The sequence below is a fragment of the Enterobacter sp. genome, assembly GCF_977039595.1.
The window spans coordinates 16,055-32,860 of the sequence record NZ_CDRQYH010000011.1 but is presented as its reverse complement, the minus strand read 5'-3'; the positions used below and the strand labels follow the sequence as shown (position 1 = coordinate 32,860).

The window sequence follows — 16,806 nt, the reverse complement described above, 5'->3', positions numbered from 1 at the left end:
CCTGTGGGAGAGGGCTGGGGTGAGGGCATCAGGCCGCACTTACTCCTGGTCATCCACCGGCGGAATGGCCGGTGCCGGCTTCACTTCTTCCGGCGCATTGCGGTTTTCCAGCTCGGTCAGACGCTGTTCCAGCAGCGCCAGCTTCTCGCGGGTGCGCAGCAGAACCTGGGTCTGCACGTCAAACTCTTCGCGACTGACTAAATCAAGGCGAACCAACTGCGCCTGCAGCGTCTGGCGGATTTTCTTTTCTACGTCATCACCAAATTCACGAATGCCTTTTGGCATAGATTCATGAACCTGACGCGCGATCTGCTCAATTTTTTTCGGGTCAATCATTGTCGTTTCCCTTGATGGAAAGGTGTTAGTGTCCATTGTAGCGCGTCATGCCCGGGGTAAACAAAATTGTTTGATGCTTATGCATTGCCCAGGATAATCAATAGCGTTATAGTTATCTCGCTTATTCTCAGGGCGGGGCGAAATTCCCCACCGGCGGTAAATCAGCGTGACGCTGAAAGCCCGCGAGCGCTTTGGGTGAATACTCAAAGGTCAGCAGATCCGGTGTAATTCCGGGGCCGACGGTTAGAGTCCGGATGGGAGAGAGTAACGATCAAGTCGGGCATGGGCCCGCTCACGTTATCTTTTTGCCGCTTATACGGCGCTCCTAAGACTGCCCTGATTCTGGTAACCATAATGTTAATGAGGTTTTTTTACCATGAATCAGACGCTACTTTCCTCTTTTGGCACTTCAACTCAACGTGTTGAACATGCACTGGATGCACTGCGCGAAGGCCGCGGTGTGATGGTGCTTGACAATGAAAACCGTGAAAACGAAGGCGATATGATTTTCGCCGCCGAAAACATGACCGTTGAACAGATGGCGCTGACCATCCGTCACGGCAGCGGCATCGTATGCCTGTGTATTACTGAAGATCGTCGTAAGCAGCTCGAGCTGCCGATGATGGTCGAAAACAACACCAGCGCCTTTGGTACCGGTTTTACCGTGACCATTGAAGCGGCGCATGGCGTGACCACCGGTGTGTCTGCGGCTGACCGTCTGACTACCGTACGTACCGCCATTGCTGATGATGCGAAGCCATCCGATCTGCATCGTCCAGGCCACGTCTTCCCGCTGCGCGCGCAGGCGGGCGGCGTGTTGACCCGCGGCGGTCACACCGAAGCGACGATCGACCTGGTGACGCTGGCGGGCTTCAAACCTGCCGGTGTGCTGTGTGAACTGACCAACGATGACGGCACCATGGCGCGCGCGCCGGAGTGCATCACCTTTGCCCGTCTGCACAATATGCCGGTGGTAACGATTGAAGATCTGGTCGAGTATCGCCAGGCGCACGAGCGCAAAGCCAGCTGATAATAAAAACGCCGGGATGTCCCGGCGTTTTTTTACCCGATTCCTGCGGTCTGCAGCAGAACCAGACTTAATCCCATCACCGACATTCCGCACAGCACGCCATAGCTGGGGTTGTTGTTAGGATCGATCTCCTTCGCCAGCGGCATCAGCTCATCCACCGAAAGCGCAACCATGATCCCGGCAACCGCTGCCATAATCGCTGCCATCACTACCGGAGAGACCAGGCTACCAAGGATCAGCCAGGCCAGCACGCCGCCAAGGATTTCGGCCATCCCGGAAATACCGGCCCAGAACACCGCGGTGCGTTTCGATCCCGTTGCGGCATACACGGGTCCGGCAACGGCCAGTCCTTCAGGAATATTGTGTAAGGCGACCGCCAACGCGATGCCAAAGCCCATCTCAAGATTGCTGCTGGCCGTCACGTAGGTGGCGACGCCTTCCGGGAAGTTATGCAGGCTGATGCCAAGCGTTAACAGCACGGCGGTACGCTTGATATTGCGCGGCATGGGCGTCACGTTTTTTTGCATTAAATCCTGCGGATGGGCGTGCGGCAGCATTCGATCGAGGGCAAAGTATCCCAGCAGGCCAAAGACAAACATGCCGTAGCCCAGCAGCGGAGACATGCCTTCCGTGCCCAGCGCGGCAGGGAGCATTTCCATCAGGGAGATGAGCAACATGATCCCGGCAGCAAAGCCCAGTGAGAAGGCCAGCACGCGGTTAGAGGGCTTTTGGCCGAGCACGCCGAGAAGCGCACCGATGAAGGTCGCGGCGCCCGCCAGTATGGTCAGGATCAGAGGGACTGACATGCATTGCTCCTTATGATAATGATTCTCATTAATATAAATGATTCATTTCTGGCAAAGCGAGGGGGAAAACCCGGCTTTACACATTCCTTACATTCAAATTTCCTGATGATGATCTTCACGCTTATCTGCGTTCATCTTTGCCGGATTGCGCGTAATGTAGCACCATTAAATTGACACCTTCCGTAAGGATATCACCATGACTTCTTCACGTATGCCAGCCCTGTTTTTAGGCCACGGTAGCCCTATGAACGTTCTGGAAGACAACGTCTATACCCGCGCCTGGCGTCATCTGGGCGAGACGCTACCGCGTCCGAAAGCGATCGTGGTGGTATCTGCGCACTGGTTTACCCGTGGGACGGGCGTGACCGCCATGGAAGCGCCAAAAACCATTCATGATTTTGGCGGCTTCCCGCAGGCGCTTTACGACACGCATTATCCGGCCCCCGGCTCGCCCGAGCTGGCACAAAGGCTGGTGGATTTGCTGGCGCCTGTCCCTGTGACGCTGGATAAAGAGGCCTGGGGCTTTGACCACGGCTCCTGGGGCGTGCTTATTAAAATGTATCCTGATGCGGATATTCCGATGGTGCAGTTGAGCATCGACAGCACCAAACCGGCCGCCTGGCATCTGGAGATGGGCCGCAAGCTGGCGACCCTGCGTGATGAAGGCATCATGCTGGTGGCGAGCGGCAACGTGGTGCATAACCTGCGTACCGCACGCTGGCACGGTGAGAATACGCCCTACCCGTGGGCGACCGCCTTTAACGACTATGTTAAAGCGAACCTGACCTGGCAGGGGCCGGCTGAGGCGCATCCGCTGGTGAACTATCTGGATCATGAGGGCGGTTCGCTTTCTAACCCGACCCCGGAGCACTTCCTGCCGCTGCTGTACGTACTTGGCGCGTGGGATGGTCAGGAGCCGGTTACGATCCCGGTCGACGGTATTGAGATGGGCAGTTTGAGTATGCTATCGGTGCAGGTGGGATAATAAAAGCAAAACGGCAACGTCAGGTTGCCGTTTTTAGTCTTTCCACCCTCTCCCTGTGGAGAGGGCTGGGGTGAGGGCATCAGGCCGCAGTCTTACTCCACGAAAATGTGCGGATAGAACCGCGACAGATCCTGCGTGATCAGTGCGCGATCTTCGCGAATGCCAATTCCGGCAGGCTGATCGTTGATGAGCCAGCTGCCAATCAGCGTATAGCTGTCGCCAAATTTTGGAAGTTGATAGAACTCCTGGACGATCATCCCTTCTTCGCCGTACGGCCCTTCAACCGCTTCCAGCGTCTTGCCGTTTTCGATAATCGACACGTTCGCGCCTTCGCGGGAGAAGATCGGCTTAACGACGTACTTCTCCATTTGCGGGTAATCATCTTCTGCAAAGTACGCCGGCAGCAGGTTCGGATGGTTCGGGAACATCTCCCAGAGCATCGGCAGCAGGGCTTTGTTGGAGATAATGCTCTTCCATGCCGGCTCAAGCCAGCGCACGCCAGCATCTTCCAGCTTGGTGGAGAACATCTCGCGCAGCATGTATTCCCACGGGTAGAGCTTGAACAGGTTGCTGATCACCTGGTCCTGCATGTCCGTGAACTGACCTTTTTCACCGAGGCCAATATCCTCAATATAGAGGAACTCGGTCGCCACCTCCGCTTCAGCGGCGCAATCCTGCAGATACTGAACCGTGCCACGGTCTTCTTCCGTGTCGCGGCAGCAGGCGAGATGCAGCAGGTTGAAGCCAAACTGCTCGCGCAGCTCGGCGAAGCGCTCGATCAGCTTTTCCTGCAGGCTGTTGAACTGGTCGCTGCCCTCCGGCAGGTTTCCGGCATTGGCCTGGTCTTCCAGCCAAATCCACTGAAAGAACGCCGCTTCGTACAGGGACGTTGGGGTATCGGCGTTGTTTTCCAGCAGCTTCGGTTCACCTTTGCCGTCCCACGCCAGATCCAGGCGAGAGTAAAGCGAAGGCTGATTCGTTTTCCACGACTGGCGGACAAAGCTCCAGGTGTGCTTTGGAATGCGGAACTTTGCCATCAGCTCGTCGCTGTCGATGACTTTTTCAACCACCTTCAGGCACATCTGATGCAGCTCGGCCGTTACCTCTTCCAGCTTCTCAACCTGGGCCAGCGTGAGCTTGTAATAGGCGTCTTCACACCAGTACGGCTCGCCGTACATGGTGTGGAAGTTAAAACCGTACTCGGTGGCTTTTTCGCGCCAGTCCGGGCGCTCGGTGATACTGACTCGTTCCATGATCAGCCGCCCATAGAGCGAGTAGATGAGGTGCCTGTCGCGCTGCGCTGCATGCTGGTCTGCTTCGCCACAGACTCACCGAACCCGCCACGGGTGATGGTGCTGGTGGTCGCAGGCTTCGGCGCCATCGCCGTTTTCGGTACGGTCACGGTGCGGCCAGGGGTCGCTGCGCCGTAGCCTTTGCCGCTGGCATCGGTATATTGACCGTAAGCCGGGCTGGCCGGGTTTTTCGAGCTAAACAGCGGCTGCTGCTGGTAGCCTGCACCACCGCCCATAAGGCGGCCCATCATGTAGCCTGCCATCAGTGGCATCCAGAAGCTGCCGCTGGACTGCGCCTGCGCCTGATTTTCAGGTGCGGTGCTTGCCTGAGCCGGTGCCTGCTGGCACTGACCTTCACCAAACTCCGCCACGCAGTCTTCGCGTGAGGCATATTTCGGCGCGGTACGTTCCGCTTCTTTCAGCGCGCTGGTGTAAGCCGTTTTACATTCGGCGGCTTTGCCGGTTGCGGCAGAGCAGTCGTCCGCGTTTTGATACAGCGAAACCGTTTCGTCATTTTTCTCACAGCCTGCCAGCATAAAGACAGCCGTGACCGCCAGCGCAACAGGGGTGAGGTGACGTGCGTTCCAGCTCTTGCGGAACGACGCGTGATTGATCGTTTTTGTCCGTTTCATCTTTGTCTTCCAGGACCCAGTGGTAATAACGCTCAGGATAGAGTATGAGTGGTTGAAAATGAAGCGAAGAGGGGCGGAATCAGGGGGATCTTTACGTTGGCTTACGTTCGGATGTGATTCAGATGCGCCCTCTCCCTGTGGAAGAGGGCTGGAGTGAAGGCATCAGGCCGCAGTGGGCCTGATGACACTCTTAGTTACGGAACGGATTATTGCTCTTGCTGGCAGGCGCTGTGGTGCGCGCGGCAGCAGGCTGTGCAGCAGGGGTAGTGCCGTTAGCGTTGAAGTTATCAACCGCGGCAACCTGCTCCGGGTTCTCCGGTGCAACGCTGTCCGGAGAAGTGGAGACCGGTTTGCCCAACGCGCTGTTCAGCATCTGCAGGTCTTGCTCGTTCAGCGTACCCAGAGCCTGTTTGATGTTCAGCTGGTTAATCAGGTACTGGTAACGCGCGCTGGAGAGCTGCTGTTTCGCGTTGTACAGCGTGGTGGTCGCATCGAGCACGTCCACAATAGTACGTGTACCGACCGAGTAACCTGCTTCCATCGCGTCCAGGGAGCTCTGTGCAGAAACAACGGCCTGTTTATAGGCGTTGATGCTGCTGATTGAGGCGTTCACGTTGTTGAAGGAGGAACGTACGGTCTGCACCACGTTGCGGTGGGCGCTTTCCAGCTGCTCGCTCGCGCCAACAAAGTTGTACTGCGCCTGTTTCACCTGGGAGTTGACCTGACCGCCCTGATACAGCGGCAGGGAGAAGCTCAGGCCCACCTTGTTCTGGCCCATATTGCTGTCGTCATACTGGGACGTATTGGTTTTAGAGCCGCTGTAGGTTGTATCAGAGACACCGGTAGACGCGCTCAGGCTCAGGGTTGGCAAATGGCCGTCCTGCGCCTGACGAATTTGCTCGCGGGCCAGGTCCTGGCTCAGACGCGCCTGCAGCAGCGTCAGGTTGCGGTTTTCCGCCTCTTTCAGCAGGGCGTTAACAGCCTGCGGCTTATCTGTTTTGAAGCTGTCGACGTTCAGGGAGGCCAGCTCAGGATAGTAATTGCCGGTGACCTGACGCAGGGATTCCAGCGCGTTGTCGAGGTTGTTACGCGCGGTCACTTCGTTAGCCAGCACGGTGTCGTACTGTGAACGGGCGTTCTGCACGTCGGTGATCGCCACCAGACCCACGTTGAAGCGCTGAGTGGTTTGATCTAACTGACGGTAAATGGCCTGTTTCTGCGCTTCGGTGTAGGAGAGTGCGTCAATCGCGCTCAGCACGTTGAAGTACGCCGTGGCAGTATTCAGGATCAGCGTCTGCTGGTCGGTCTGATAGGTCACATCCTGGATGCCTGCGCTCTTTTCCTGCAGGGTCAGGGCACGCCATTTGGACATATCAAACAGCGTCTGTGTTAATTGCAGTGAGGCGCTGGTAGCATTGGAGTTTACGCCGTTAGCGTCGCGGAAACCGTTGCTGTAGGTATAATCTGCACCTAAACCTAACTGTGGCAGCAAGGGGCTACGAGCTTCGTTAATCTTTTCAAACGCAGCATCACGATCGGCCGCTGATTTACGTAAATCAGGGTTGCCCAGACGTGCCTGCTGGTAGACCTGTAACAGGTTTTCCGCCTGGCTCATTGCACTGAAGCCCGTCAGGCTCAGGCCGATAAGGATGGGGAGCAATTTCTTCATTTGCATTCCTTGTTGTGAAGCAGTATTAGCGCTGATCTAATTAAAAAATAATTGCCGATTCTAACAGAATCATCCACACCAAAAGGTTGGCGTTACGTGCCATCTGGCGGTAATTTGCACCAATCTACCATATAGCCTTACAAACGGCAGCCAAACAGCCTTGAAATTCACAATTTCATCACCATTGCTACCAGGACTCGACTCATGCAAAAACCAGAAAAGTTGCCCGTGACATTCGCCAAAAACGATGTAGAAATTATTGCACGAGAAACGCTTTATAGCGGTTTTTTTTCAATGGATCTTTACCGTTTCAGGCATCGTCTGTTTAACGGGGAAATGAGCGGCGAAATCAGACGCGAAATTTTTGAGCGCGGGCATGCGGCAGTCTTGCTACCCTTTGACCCAGTGCGTGACGAAGTTGTGCTGGTGGAGCAGATCCGCATCGCCGCTTATGACGTCAGTGAGAGCCCGTGGCTGCTGGAAATGGTGGCCGGGATGATCGAAGAGGGTGAGACGGTTGAAGACGTCGCCCGACGCGAGGCGCTGGAAGAGGCCGGGCTGGTGGTGGGCCGCACAAAACCGGTGCTGAGCTATCTGGCAAGCCCGGGAGGTACCAGCGAGCGCTTGTCCATTATGGTGGGTGAAGTGGACGCCACGACGGCGGAAGGGATCCACGGTCTGGCAGATGAAAACGAAGATATTCGGGTTCATGTGGTGAGCCGGGAACAGGCTTATCAGTGGGTAGAAGAGGGGAAAATCGACAACGCAGCGTCTGTCATCGCCCTGCAATGGCTGCAGCTGCATTATCAGACATTACGAAACGAGTGGAAAAAATGAAGCGCTATACGCCTGACTTCCCAGAAATGATGCGCCTGTGCGAAACCAATTTCGCACAATTGCGCCGCCTGCTGCCGAAAAACGACGCACCCGGCGAAACGGTAAGCTATCAGGTGAGCAACGCGCAGTATCGTTTAACGATAACAGAATCAACGCGCTACACTACGCTGGTGGAAATTGAGCAAACGGCACCCAGCATTAGCTACTGGAGCCTGCCGTCAATGACGGTACGCCTCTATCACGACGCGATGGTCGCTGAAGTGTGTTCAAGCCAGCAGATCTTTCGCTTCAAGGCGCGGTATGATTACCCGAATAAAAAGTTGCATCAACGCGACGAAAAGCATCAAATTAACCAGTTTTTAGCCGACTGGCTAAGATATTGTTTAGCACATGGAGCAATGGCGATTCCGGTTTGTTAGCGTCATAAGCCTACCTAAGGACACCATTTGGAAAGCCTGTTGAACCTGACTGTTGCTGGTGGGGCGCCAGTCAGGATATTACAAATCACCGATACCCACCTTTTTGCCGAAAAGCATGAAACGCTGCTGGGGGTGAATACCTGGGAGAGTTATCAGGCGGTACTTAGCGCCATTCACGCCGAAAACCGTGCATGCGATCTGATTGTCGCAACGGGCGATCTGGCGCAGGACCAATCTTCCGCGGCCTACCAGCATTTTGCTGAAGGCATCGCGAGCTTTAGCGTGCCTTGCGTCTGGCTGCCAGGAAATCATGACTTCCAGCCCGCTATGTACAGTTCTCTCCAGGATGCGGGTATTTCTCCGGCGAAATGTGTTTTTGCGGGTGACCAGTGGCAGATCCTGCTGCTGGACAGCCAGGTGTTTGGCGTCCCGCACGGTGAGTTAAGCGAGTTTCAGCTCGACTGGCTGGAGACCAAACTGGCTGCTGAACCTGAACGTCACACGCTGCTGTTGCTTCATCATCACCCTCTGCCGGCGGGCTGTAGCTGGCTCGATCAGCACAGTCTGCGCAACTCCGCAGCGTTGGATCGCGTGCTGGCGAAGTTCCCGCGAGTGAAAAACCTGCTGTGTGGACATATTCACCAGGAACAGGATCTCGACTGGAACGGGCGCCGCATGCTGGCGACGCCGTCGACCTGCGTTCAGTTTAAGCCGCACTGCGCCAACTTTACGCTGGATACCATTGCGCCAGGCTGGCGCTGGCTGGAACTGCATGCCGACGGCACGCTGACCACGGAAGTCTGCCGTTTGACCGGTGCAAAATTCCGCCCGGATACCGCTTCAGAAGGCTATTGATGTCTACGCTCCTTTATCTGCACGGATTCAACAGCTCGCCGCGCTCCGCAAAAGCGACACTGTTTCGCCAGTGGCTGAGCGAGCATCACCCCGACGTTGAGATGATTATCCCGCAGCTGCCGCCTTACCCGGCAGAGGCCGCGGAGATGCTGGAATCCATTGTGCTTGCGCACGGCGGCGAAACCTTCGGTGTGGTCGGTTCCTCGCTGGGCGGGTATTACGCCACCTGGCTCTCACAATGCTTCATGCTACCTGCCGTTGTGGTTAATCCGGCGGTTCGGCCATTTGAGTTGCTGAGGGACTTTCTTGGCGAAAACGAGAACCCCTACACCGGGCAGCAATATGTGCTAGAGTCACGCCATATTTACGATCTCAAAGTTATGCAGGTCGACCCGCTTGAGGCGCCGGATCTCATCTGGCTGTTGCAGCAGACGGGTGATGAAGTGCTGGATTACCGCCAGGCAGTGGCATATTACGCCTCCTGCCGCCAGACTATAGAAGAGGGCGGAAACCATGCTTTCACGGGCTTTGAGAATCATTTCACCCAGATTGTCGATTTTCTTGGACTGCACAGCCACTGACAATCAATGCGAATTGCTAGTTTAAATCATGACGCAAACCTATAACGCTGATGCCATTGAGGTCCTCACCGGGCTTGAGCCGGTTCGCCGCCGCCCGGGGATGTACACCGATACAACGCGCCCAAACCATCTGGGCCAGGAAGTTATTGATAACAGTGTGGACGAAGCGCTGGCGGGCCATGCCAAACGCGTTGACGTTATCCTGCATGCCGATCAGTCGCTGGAAGTCATCGACGACGGGCGCGGCATGCCGGTGGATATCCATCCGGAAGAGGGCGTGCCTGCCGTTGAGCTGATCCTCTGTCGTCTGCATGCGGGCGGTAAGTTCTCCAACAAGAACTACCAGTTCTCCGGCGGCCTGCACGGCGTGGGGATTTCCGTCGTGAACGCCCTGTCCAAACGCGTGGAAGTGAACGTCCGTCGCGACGGCCAGATTTATAACATCGCGTTTGAAAACGGCGAGAAAGTGCAGGATCTGCAGGTTGTCGGCACGTGCGGCAAACGCAACACCGGCACCAGCGTCCACTTCTGGCCTGACGAAAGCTTCTTCGACAGCCCGCGCTTTTCCGTATCCCGCCTGACGCACCTGCTGAAAGCCAAAGCGGTGCTGTGTCCGGGTGTGGAAATTACCTTTAAGGATAACGTCAACAATACCGAGCAGACCTGGTGCTACGCCGATGGCCTGAACGACTACCTGTGCGAAGCGGTAAACGGCCTGCCGACGCTGCCGGAAAAACCGTTCGTCGGTAACTTTAGCGGCGATACCGAAGCGGTCGACTGGGCTCTGCTGTGGCTGCCGGAAGGCGGCGAACTGCTGACCGAAAGCTACGTCAACCTGATCCCAACCATGCTCGGCGGTACCCACGTCAACGGGCTGCGTCAGGGGCTGCTGGACGCGATGCGCGAATTTTGCGAATACCGTAATATCCTGCCGCGCGGCGTGAAGCTGTCGGCGGAAGATATCTGGGACCGCTGCGCCTACGTGCTCTCCGTGAAGATGCAGGATCCGCAGTTTGCCGGTCAGACCAAAGAGCGTCTGTCGTCACGCCAGTGCGCGGCGTTCGTTTCCGGCGTGGTGAAAGATGCGTTTACCCTGTGGCTGAACCAGAACGTTCAGGCAGCAGAGATGCTGGCTGAAATGGCGATTTCCAGCGCCCAGCGTCGTCTGCGTGCCGCGAAGAAAGTGGTGCGTAAAAAGCTGACCAGCGGCCCTGCGCTGCCGGGCAAGCTGGCGGACTGTACCGCGCAGGATCTCAACCGTACCGAGCTATTCCTCGTGGAAGGGGACTCGGCGGGCGGGTCGGCCAAGCAGGCTCGCGACCGTGAATATCAGGCGATCATGCCGCTCAAGGGGAAAATCCTGAACACCTGGGAGGTCTCTTCAGATGAAGTGCTGGCCTCGCAGGAAGTCCACGATATCTCGGTGGCGATCGGTATCGATCCGGACAGCGACGATTTGAGCCAGCTGCGCTACGGCAAGATCTGTATCCTCGCGGATGCGGATTCCGATGGTCTGCACATCGCCACGCTGCTGTGCGCGCTGTTTGTGAAGCACTTCCGCACGCTGGTTAAAAATGGTCACGTCCACGTGGCGCTGCCGCCGCTTTATCGTATCGACCTCGGCAAAGAGGTTTACTACGCGCTGACGGAAGAAGAAAAAGCGGGCGTGCTGGAACAGCTGAAGCGCAAGAAGGGCAAACCTAACGTTCAGCGCTTTAAAGGGCTGGGCGAGATGAACCCGATGCAGCTGCGCGAAACGACGCTGGATCCGAACACGCGCCGTCTGGTGCAGCTTACGATCAGCGACGAAGACGAACAGCAGACCAACGCCATGATGGATATGCTCCTTGCCAAGAAACGTTCGGAAGACCGTCGTAACTGGCTGCAGGAGAAAGGCGATATGGCGGATATTGAGGCCTGATGCCCTCACCCTAACCCTCTCCCACAGCGAGAGGGAATGGATCGTAGGCCCGGTAAGCGTTAGCGCCACCGGGCTTTTTACATCAAAACTCCATCTTCACCGTAAACTGCACTTCGCGCGGGTCGCCAATCTGATTACCCAGATTGTTGGTGGCGATAGATGAGGTGTAGTAGGTTTTATCAAACAGGTTCTTCACGTTCACCTGCAGCGTCACCGGATACTGTAGCTTCATCTTGTACGCCGCAAACGCATCCGCCACGAAATAGCCCGGCAGATAATAATCCGCACCGTTGGTTGCGGAACGACGGCTTACGCCGTGCCCGCCGCCGCCCAGCGTCAGGGTATTACCGGCAAACGCATTTTGAATATCGTAGGTCAGGAACAGGGAGCCGGTATGGCGCGGCACGTTCGGCAGCGGTTTGCCCGCGTAGTCCGGATCTTCCAGCACCTTCGCGTCGGTATAGCCATAGCTGGCGATAATATTGGTGTTCTCGGTCAGTGAACCGGCCAGATCCACCTCCACGCCCTGGGAGCGCACGCGGCCCGCCGTTTTGGCGATGGTTTCCCCTCCCACGCTTTCGTTGTACAACACGTTGCGTTTGTGAATATCAAACAGCGCGATATTGGCGGTAACCCCGTCGAACAGGTCGAACTTTGCGCCCACCTCGTAAGCATTCGACGTTTCCGGCGGCAGATCGCCGATGTAGCTCGCAATGGACGACTGCGGCATAAACGTTTGCGAGTAGTTGGCAAACAGCGAGACCGCTGGCGTGAGCTTATAAACCAGCCCCAGCTTCGGCGTCCACTGTTCGTCGCGGCTGTCGGTGTTGACGTTGAACGGGCGGCCTTTGCCCGCGTACTGGGTGTAATACTGATAGCGCATCCCGGCGACGGCGATCCACTTATCGGTCAGGTACAGCGCGTCCTGCGCATAGGCGGAGTAGCTCTCCTGCTTCAGCGTCTGGTCGCTGTCGGACGCCGACACGGTGGTGCATTTGCCGAGTTTGCCATACGTCGGATGATAGATATTGAAATCCTTAACGTTCTTACAGCGGATCATGTCCGTACGCAGCAGATCGTAATTCTCATACGACACGCCGGTCAGGATCTCATTGTAAAAGCCCGCGATGTCCACGTTCCCCTGCAGATCCGCGCGCGTCGTGTGCATACGCTGTGTCGAGCCTTGGGTCGCATCCACGCGGCGGGTCAGGTTGCCGGTTTTTGAATCGTAGGCCATCACGCGCGCCTGGTTATCGCTGTATTTATCCTGGCTGTAGCTATAGTCAAACTTCGCGGTCCACTGGCTGTTGAGGCGATATTCCGCATTGAGCTGAGCGAGATCGGACTGCCCGTCGGTCACGTTAAACGGTTCATCAAAGCGGGTTTTGCGATCGACGTCGACGGCTTTTTTAGTGTTGAGATCGAAGATCGTTCCGCGATCGAACGGCGTTTTATAGTCGCGATGCGAATAGAGCGCGGTCACGGTGGCGTCGTAGCCGAACCAGGTGAGCGACGGGGCGATAAAGGTGCTGCGTTCGTTGCCAAAATTACGCCAGTAATCCTCGTCCTGATATTCGCCCGTCAGGCGATACGCCAGGCGCGTGCCGTCAATCGGGCCGGTAACATCGATCTGTCCGGTGCCGCCGCCAAAGCTGGAAGAGGTGGCGGAAAGGGAGCCGCCGAAGGTCTTCTCCGGGCGTTTGGTGACAACGTTGATCAGGCCACCCGGATCGAGAATACCGTAGAGCGTCGAGGCCGGGCCTTTCAACACCTCCACGCGCTCGGTTGCGGCATTAAAGCTGCGCGGCAGGACGGTGCGCAGGCCGTTAGTCATGATCGATCCGTCGCGGTTTGCGCCAAACCCGCGGCGCACGAAGGCATCCTGCGTACCGCCCAGGGTGTTGGTCTGTACCACGTTGCTGACGTTGTACAGCGCTTCATCCAGCGTAGTGGCGTGCTGATCCTCCAGCACTTTATCGCTGACGGTATTGACCACCTGCGGTATATCCAGCATCGGCATGTTGGTTAACGTCGCGGTGGAGGTGTTCAGCGGCTGATAGCCGTTGGTGGCCTCCGCCGTCGTATTTGGATCGGCGGTGACGGTAAGCGTTTCGCCGTCTTTAGCCGCGGTGTTGTCTGCTGCCTGAACCAGCGGCGCCATAAACAGCAGTGAAAAGAGCGCGCGCCCTTTTACCCCAGAGAGTGAAGGTGTGAACGTAGCCATTACATCTGTTATCCCGAAATATCCCGCGAATGACGTTTCGCGGCAAACTGTGTGAGTCATTGCCCTTTACGGTCTGTCCGTTAGCCGGAAGTGGCATCGGACATGTAATTGAGAATCATTCAATCATGCGTAAATGTAGTAGTAAATGGAAAAAAGAAAAAATCGACTACAGCGTTTAACCGTGCGTACAAGCGCAGCGGGATAATAATTAAGTCATTGAAATAGATGTTTTTACAAGCCGTCCAGTTTTCACTTTTACTCAGGCTTACCCCTGGTTTTTCCAGGGTGTTTCTTCGCTTGACTACTACATGGCGCGGCGTCAAACTCTCAAAAGAGAATGAGTTTTATTTTTATTTATTGGTTTTTCATTACGTTGGCGTTCACGTGGCTCACAACACACACAAACCGGGTCTGGTTCTGGAGAACCTCTCAGCGGGCTATCAGAAAAAAATCATCGTTGATGATATCTCCCTTGCGATCCCACAGCAGAAAATGACCGTGCTGGTAGGGGCGAACGGCTGTGGGAAATCCACGCTGCTGAGCACCATTGCGCGTTTGCTCCAGCCGCTTGGCGGCGCGGCAGTTCTCGACGGCAAGGCGATCCACGAGCAGCCCACCAAAGCGGTCGCCCGTCAGCTTGGCATTCTCCCGCAGTCGCCGCTGCTTCCGGAAGGGTTAACCGTTTTTGAACTGGTTTCGCGCGGGCGTTTTCCCTGGCAGAACTTTATGCGTCAGTGGAGCGACGAGGACGAGCTGGCGGTAGAAGAGGCCCTGCGCCTGACCGGCACGGCAGAGTTTGCCCATATGCCGGTGGAAAGCTTATCCGGCGGCCAGCGTCAGCGCTGCTGGATCGCCATGGCGCTGGCGCAGCAAACGCCGTATATCCTGCTTGACGAGCCGACAACATATCTCGATCTCCGCTACCAGGTGGAGATCCTGGAACTGCTGCATGCCCTGACCCGCCAGCACGGGCGTACCGTGGTGGTAGTGCTGCACGATCTCAACTTTGCCGTAAACTACGGCGATTCGCTGGTTTTTTTACGCCAGGGGAAAGTTGAGGGGGTGTTACATGAGGGCGACGTCTGCACGCCGGAACTGATCAAAGCGGTGTTTGACGTGGACGTGCATGTGTCCATTAACCCCTTGACCGGAAAGCCATTCTTTATGCCGTTCCGCCAGAGCCTTGAACAGCCATGATACGCGCTTCTCTGGCCTTCCTGATTTTTATATTGCTGCTGGCGCTGGGTGCGATTACGCATCTTGGCATCGGTGCACGCTTTATCGCCCCGCAGACGGTAGTGGAGGCATTCATCCACTTCGACCCGCGCAATTTCGACCATAACGTCATTATCAAATTACGACTGCTGCGCCTCTGCGCCGCGATGGTGACGGGCGCCGCGCTCGGCGTGGCGGGCGTGCTGCTGCAGTCTGTGATCCGCAACCCGCTCGGCGAACCGCATATTCTGGGGCTCAACGCCGGGGCTGCGCTGGCAGTGGTGAGCGTCAGCGCGCTTGGCCTGTCGCTGCCGTTTGGTCGCCCGCTGATTGCCGCCGCCGGTGCGGCCGCGCTGTTTCTGCTGGTGCTGATGTTTTCCTCTTCCGGTCGCACCGGGCTCACGCCGATGAAGGTCACGCTGTGCGGCGTGGCGATGTCGGCGTTTGCCTCGTCGATTACTGCCGCGGTGTTAATCCTGGATGAACAGACGCTGCTCGACCTGCGCACCTGGCTGGCGGGTGATATCGCCGGGGTCAACGCGCAGATGCTTCAGAGCGCCCTGTGGGCTGCAGCAGCCGGTTTTGTTCTTGCTATCGGGCTGTCGCCCTCGCTCAACATGCTGGCGCTGGGCGACAGAATGGCGCAGGGGCTTGGCGTGTCCCTGCTGAAAACCCGCCTGCTCGCCCTGCTGGCCATCGCGCTACTCTGCGGCGCGGCCGTCTCTATCGCCGGGCCGATTGGTTTTATTGGCCTGGTCGTGCCGCAGCTCATTCGCCGTCTGGTGTCAGTCGATTTACGCGTGATGGTGCCGCTGTCGGCCCTGTGCGGCGCGCTGGTGCTGCTGCTGGCTGATATCGCCGCCCGCACGCTGTTTACCCCCTGGGAGCTGGCAACCGGCATCATGACCGCCCTGGTCGGCGCGCCCGTATTCATCTTTATGGCGTCGAGGATGTTCAAATGAACCGGGCCGGATTCCGCGCGATCCGAATTGGCCGTATATCGGCGCTGGTTCGCCCGAAAGTGCTGGCGTACCTGTCGCTTATTGCGCTGGCGGCGTTAAGCCTGCTGGGCTTTGGCCTGACGCACGGTTCTCTGCCTATTCCCACCTCCGCCATCGGGCGCGCGCTGTTTTCTCCTGAGAGCCTGACGGCGGAGACGCGCTACATCGTGATGGATATCCGCCTGCCGCGCCTGCTGATGGCGGTGCTGTGCGGCGCGATGCTCGGCATGGCGGGGGCGGCAATGCAGTCCATCACCCGCAACGGCCTGGCTGACCCCGGGCTTATCGGCGTGAAGGAGGGCTGTAGCGCGGCTGTACTGCTGCTGATTTTTCAATTCCCGGGGCTGGGCTTGGCCTGGCGTCCGCTGGTCGGCATGGCCGGTGGGCTGCTCACCGCGCTGGTAGTTATCGCCCTGGCGCGCGATATCTCGCGCCCGCGGTTCATCCTGATCGGCATCGGCGTGTCATGGACCTTTGCCGCTGCAATGGGCGTCTTTATCACTACTGCCGACGTGCGCGACGTGCAGACGGCGATGCTGTGGCTGGCGGGAAGCCTGCATGCGGCAAACTGGACGCTGGTGGGCCTGGCCGCGCTCTGGGCCGCTCCCGCTTTTGCGCTGCTGCTCTTTACCGCGCGGGCAGCGGACGTGGCGTTGCTCGGCAATCAGGCCGCCGCGGGTCTCGGCGTGCGCATAACGCGGCTGGCGCTGTTGAGGGTTCTCGCCCCGGTGGTGCTGACGGCAGCCAGCGTCTCGTGCGTGGGCAGTATAGGCTTCGTGGGGCTGATTGCTCCGCATATGGCGCGCCTGCTGCTGCGTGGTGGGCAAACGGCGCTCCTGACGGGAAGCGCCGTGCTGGGCGCGCTGCTGGTGCTGCTGGCGGATAACGTCGGACGTCTTGCATTCCTCCCGCTGCAGCTGCCGGCGGGAATTGTCATTTCATTGATTGGCGGACCGTTTTTCCTGCTGCTGCTCTGGCAGCGTCGGGACAGATTTTAGGGGAC

16 protein-coding genes and 1 riboswitch are annotated in these 16,806 nt (G+C 57.4%); of the genes, 10 read left to right on the top strand and 6 right to left on the bottom strand.

Going from position 1 to position 16,806, the window contains the following annotated elements:
- Positions 1-39: 39 nt before the first annotated feature.
- Positions 40-336 (bottom strand): ubiquinone biosynthesis accessory factor UbiK, encoded by a 297-nt coding sequence (gene ubiK / locus ACWYRJ_RS05615; protein WP_014071796.1) that lies wholly within the window; start codon positions 334-336, stop codon positions 40-42.
- A gap of 119 nt (positions 337-455) precedes the next feature.
- Positions 456-606, top strand: a riboswitch (FMN riboswitch).
- 106 nt (positions 607-712) lie between these two features.
- Here ubiK and ribB point away from each other — a divergent pair.
- Positions 713-1,366 carry a 3,4-dihydroxy-2-butanone-4-phosphate synthase gene (gene ribB, locus ACWYRJ_RS05610; protein WP_455507544.1) on the top strand — a complete coding sequence of 218 codons (654 nt, stop codon included), beginning with the start codon at positions 713-715 and terminating at the stop codon, positions 1,364-1,366.
- A 32-nt stretch (positions 1,367-1,398) separates the two neighbouring features.
- Here ribB and zupT read toward each other — a convergent pair whose 3' ends face one another.
- Positions 1,399-2,172 carry a zinc transporter ZupT gene (gene zupT / locus ACWYRJ_RS05605; protein WP_033146665.1) on the bottom strand — a complete coding sequence of 258 codons (774 nt, stop codon included), beginning with the start codon at positions 2,170-2,172 and terminating at the stop codon, positions 1,399-1,401.
- A gap of 196 nt (positions 2,173-2,368) precedes the next feature.
- Between zupT and ygiD the strand changes: the two genes are divergently transcribed.
- Positions 2,369-3,157 carry a 4,5-DOPA-extradiol-dioxygenase gene (ygiD, locus tag ACWYRJ_RS05600; protein WP_115876291.1) on the top strand — a complete coding sequence of 263 codons (789 nt, stop codon included), beginning with the start codon at positions 2,369-2,371 and terminating at the stop codon, positions 3,155-3,157.
- 92 nt (positions 3,158-3,249) lie between these two features.
- Here the strand turns inward: ygiD and ACWYRJ_RS05595 are convergent, their stop codons facing one another.
- The 3 genes from ACWYRJ_RS05595 to tolC all read right to left on the bottom strand — a co-directional run bounded on the left by ACWYRJ_RS05595 (position 3,250) and on the right by tolC (position 6,750).
- On the bottom strand, positions 3,250-4,410 hold the full coding sequence (locus tag ACWYRJ_RS05595) for a glutathionylspermidine synthase family protein (protein WP_136195072.1): 1,161 nt from the start codon (positions 4,408-4,410) through the stop codon (positions 3,250-3,252).
- 2 nt (positions 4,411-4,412) lie between these two features.
- A complete protein-coding gene (locus tag ACWYRJ_RS05590) occupies positions 4,413-5,081 on the bottom strand; it encodes a DUF1190 family protein (RefSeq protein WP_223580518.1) in 669 nt (222 codons plus the stop codon).
- A 190-nt stretch (positions 5,082-5,271) separates the two neighbouring features.
- Positions 5,272-6,750, bottom strand: coding sequence for an outer membrane channel protein TolC (tolC, locus tag ACWYRJ_RS05585; RefSeq protein ID WP_111963287.1), 1,479 nt, complete (start codon positions 6,748-6,750; stop codon positions 5,272-5,274).
- A 204-nt stretch (positions 6,751-6,954) separates the two neighbouring features.
- Between tolC and nudF the strand changes: the two genes are divergently transcribed.
- From nudF to parE, 5 genes are read left to right on the top strand one after another with little or no spacing between them, the layout of a single operon-like run.
- Positions 6,955-7,587, top strand: a complete 633-nt coding sequence (gene nudF, locus ACWYRJ_RS05580) for an ADP-ribose diphosphatase (protein WP_008502974.1) — start codon at positions 6,955-6,957, stop codon at positions 7,585-7,587.
- On the top strand, positions 7,584-8,006 hold the full coding sequence (locus ACWYRJ_RS05575) for a DUF1249 family protein (protein WP_014833293.1): 423 nt from the start codon (positions 7,584-7,586) through the stop codon (positions 8,004-8,006). Before nudF ends, ACWYRJ_RS05575 begins: the two co-directional genes overlap by 4 nt.
- Positions 8,007-8,033: 27 nt before the next feature.
- Entirely contained in the window at positions 8,034-8,861 is an 828-nt protein-coding gene (cpdA, locus tag ACWYRJ_RS05570) for a 3',5'-cyclic-AMP phosphodiesterase (RefSeq protein ID WP_111963286.1), read from the top strand.
- A complete protein-coding gene (gene yqiA, locus ACWYRJ_RS05565; RefSeq protein ID WP_047173609.1) occupies positions 8,861-9,442 on the top strand; it encodes an esterase YqiA in 582 nt (193 codons plus the stop codon). The genes cpdA and yqiA overlap by 1 nt, the downstream gene beginning before the upstream one ends.
- Before the next feature lie 28 nt (positions 9,443-9,470).
- Positions 9,471-11,363, top strand: coding sequence for a DNA topoisomerase IV subunit B (gene parE / locus ACWYRJ_RS05560; protein WP_111963285.1), 1,893 nt, complete (start codon positions 9,471-9,473; stop codon positions 11,361-11,363).
- 82 nt (positions 11,364-11,445) lie between these two features.
- On the opposite strand, the gene ACWYRJ_RS05555 is transcribed toward parE, so the two are convergent.
- Positions 11,446-13,587 carry a TonB-dependent siderophore receptor gene (locus ACWYRJ_RS05555; RefSeq protein ID WP_455507543.1) on the bottom strand — a complete coding sequence of 714 codons (2,142 nt, stop codon included), beginning with the start codon at positions 13,585-13,587 and terminating at the stop codon, positions 11,446-11,448.
- A 384-nt stretch (positions 13,588-13,971) separates the two neighbouring features.
- Here ACWYRJ_RS05555 and ACWYRJ_RS05550 point away from each other — a divergent pair, with 384 nt between their 5' ends.
- The 3 genes from ACWYRJ_RS05550 to ACWYRJ_RS05540 are packed head-to-tail and all read left to right on the top strand — an operon-like array spanning position 13,972 to position 16,801.
- Positions 13,972-14,784, top strand: coding sequence for an ABC transporter ATP-binding protein (locus ACWYRJ_RS05550; protein ID WP_455507542.1), 813 nt, complete (start codon positions 13,972-13,974; stop codon positions 14,782-14,784).
- A complete protein-coding gene (locus tag ACWYRJ_RS05545) occupies positions 14,781-15,764 on the top strand; it encodes a FecCD family ABC transporter permease (RefSeq protein WP_455507541.1) in 984 nt (327 codons plus the stop codon). The genes ACWYRJ_RS05550 and ACWYRJ_RS05545 overlap by 4 nt, the downstream gene beginning before the upstream one ends.
- Entirely contained in the window at positions 15,761-16,801 is a 1,041-nt protein-coding gene (locus ACWYRJ_RS05540; RefSeq protein ID WP_223580514.1) for a FecCD family ABC transporter permease, read from the top strand. The genes ACWYRJ_RS05545 and ACWYRJ_RS05540 overlap by 4 nt, the downstream gene beginning before the upstream one ends.
- Positions 16,802-16,806: the final 5 nt, after the last annotated feature.